Below are 1,980 nucleotides of genomic sequence, written 5' to 3'. Positions count from 1 at the left end.
GCGCGAAAATTCGAGAGTAAACGCGAGTCTGGCGAAGTTAACAACCCCTTACCTCGAAATTTCGCAGCCTCAGGCTACATGCTCGGCTGCCGAGGCGGTCCTACTTCTGTATAAGGGAATGCCCTTGACCACGCCATTCCTGGTCTTCGAAGTCGTTCTGGTAATGCGCTTGGCCTCATGCCAGCGCTCACAGACCAAGCGAGCTTCTGGTCAAAGCATAATGGTGGAACAGCTATCGAAATGTGCGGGAGACAACTATCTCGTTTGACGGCTTGTTCACTCGGCGGTTGTATAAGACGACGGCGGCAATGTACGTCAACTTCCAGTCGTGGCCGCATCTAAATCGTTCCTCAGAACTATATTGCAGCGAGCGTCATGGCGGCGAAGTTTGGGCTGCGTTTCAAGATTGAACGGTCCGCATGCCTAGCAATGTGCTTCGGCTTGCCCTACGCTCAAACAGCGTGGTTGGGTATCTCCGCAACAGCTGCAATCTCCTTCTCTGCGTGGTCGAAAGACCGATTGATGGTGCCCGCTGACGTTCGCGCCTCACGGGCCTTCTTTTTTCCGGGCTGATTGAGCTCGATGCAAGCTCCGCCAATGAATTCGTCAATCGAGACGACGGCACATGCAATGCGTTCTCGCGCCGAAGCGTCGAACGAACTCCTTCGATAGCTGCATTTCTTGCGGCATCTCGCCGACGGCGGTGAGTGTGAACCCAAAGCGGGCAAAGAATGCGGGATATTCAGACGTGAGCACCGCAGCCTTGGTGCAGCCATGGGCGCGGGCACGCATCAAGACAGCCCCGACAAGATGAGTGGCAACCTGGTGGCCCCGACACTCCGCCAGAACTGCAACGGATTGGATGATGACCGTCTCGCCATATATTTCACCGCAGGCGCAACCGATTACCTTTTCCCCTAGGGCCGCCAAACTGAAGAGGCGGGACAAGTGGGCCATATCGCTGATTGGCAAACCGCAGGAGTGGAGCACCTGCGAGACGGCCTGCATATCTGCCGGCTCGGCTGCCCGGATTCGCATGCCTTTTATCATTCTTTTTATCCTGCCTCCCGACGTGCGTACAACCGATTGAGAGCGTATCACCTGACAAAGGTGCGCCGTTCATCTGCGCGTCTTCCCGATTTTCTATATCCGCCAGTGTCATTCGTTAACGACTGAAGAATATACTTGTCACATTTTCTGCCTCTTCATCAAAAGGCTGTCCTGCCAACCACAATAAGAGTCCCCCGTAAGCGCGGTGTGCTAAAAGCACGCTCTTCTAGAAAGTATGTCCTAGTAGAGTTAAATTGCTTCACCCGACTGAGTCTTCAATGTTCTTCAACGCACATTGCCACTCTTAATTCTGATATAAGTCATATTAATTTCACGTCATAGTATCGACGAAGGACCACATAACAGTTTGCGAGCACTCACTGCGATAAAGAAATAGGAATCTACATTGAGCACTGCGGAGCCACCCATCAAAACCCGCCCAGTTGAGGGAGGGCTCCGAGAATTCGGAAACACCAGATGGCGCGTCGCCAACGCGGCCCATCCTCAGCGACCGACCAGCCGTCTTGGCACCAGCTGGCTTGGTCGACTATGCTCATCGCAGGGACCTAGCGCCAGCAGGCGAACAAGCTCGCTGACAGCTCAGTGTCCTGATAACTTGCCAGCTTGAATTTCTTTTGACTTCGAGGATGAAATGGCGACCGGTACTGTGAAGTGGTTCAACAACGAAAAGGGCTTTGGGTTCATCACACCGGATAACGGTGGTCCGGACTTATTTGCCCATCACACGGAAATCCAGGGCACTGGATTCAAATCCCTTGATGAAGGCGCCAAAGTCGAATTCGAAGTCTAAAGTGGACCCACGATTTGAGACAGTGATCAGGCGGTGGTTTAAGCTGTCGTCCTTGACGGGATGATGGCGAATGAGTGAAGGCAAGAAGCGCAAGGTACACACGGCGGAATTCAAGGCCA

At 53.4% G+C, this 1,980-nt stretch carries 2 protein-coding genes; one reads left to right on the top strand and one right to left on the bottom strand.

The window, feature by feature from the left end; translation table 11 throughout:
• Positions 1-606: 606 nt before the first annotated feature.
• Positions 607-1,050 carry a GNAT family N-acetyltransferase gene (locus DN412_RS42695; RefSeq protein ID WP_115216975.1) on the bottom strand — a complete coding sequence of 148 codons (444 nt, stop codon included), beginning with the start codon at positions 1,048-1,050 and terminating at the stop codon, positions 607-609.
• Between the two features lie 652 nt (positions 1,051-1,702).
• Here DN412_RS42695 and DN412_RS42690 point away from each other — a divergent pair.
• Positions 1,703-1,861, top strand: a complete 159-nt coding sequence (locus tag DN412_RS42690) for a cold-shock protein (protein ID WP_115216974.1) — start codon at positions 1,703-1,705, stop codon at positions 1,859-1,861.
• The last annotated feature ends 119 nt before the right edge of the window (positions 1,862-1,980 follow it).

Source organism: Cupriavidus lacunae (genome assembly GCF_003353055.1).
GTDB lineage: Bacteria > Pseudomonadota > Gammaproteobacteria > Burkholderiales > Burkholderiaceae > Cupriavidus > Cupriavidus lacunae.
The sequence above is the reverse complement of the archived record's forward strand: the minus strand, read 5'-3'. Positions and strand labels throughout refer to the sequence as shown.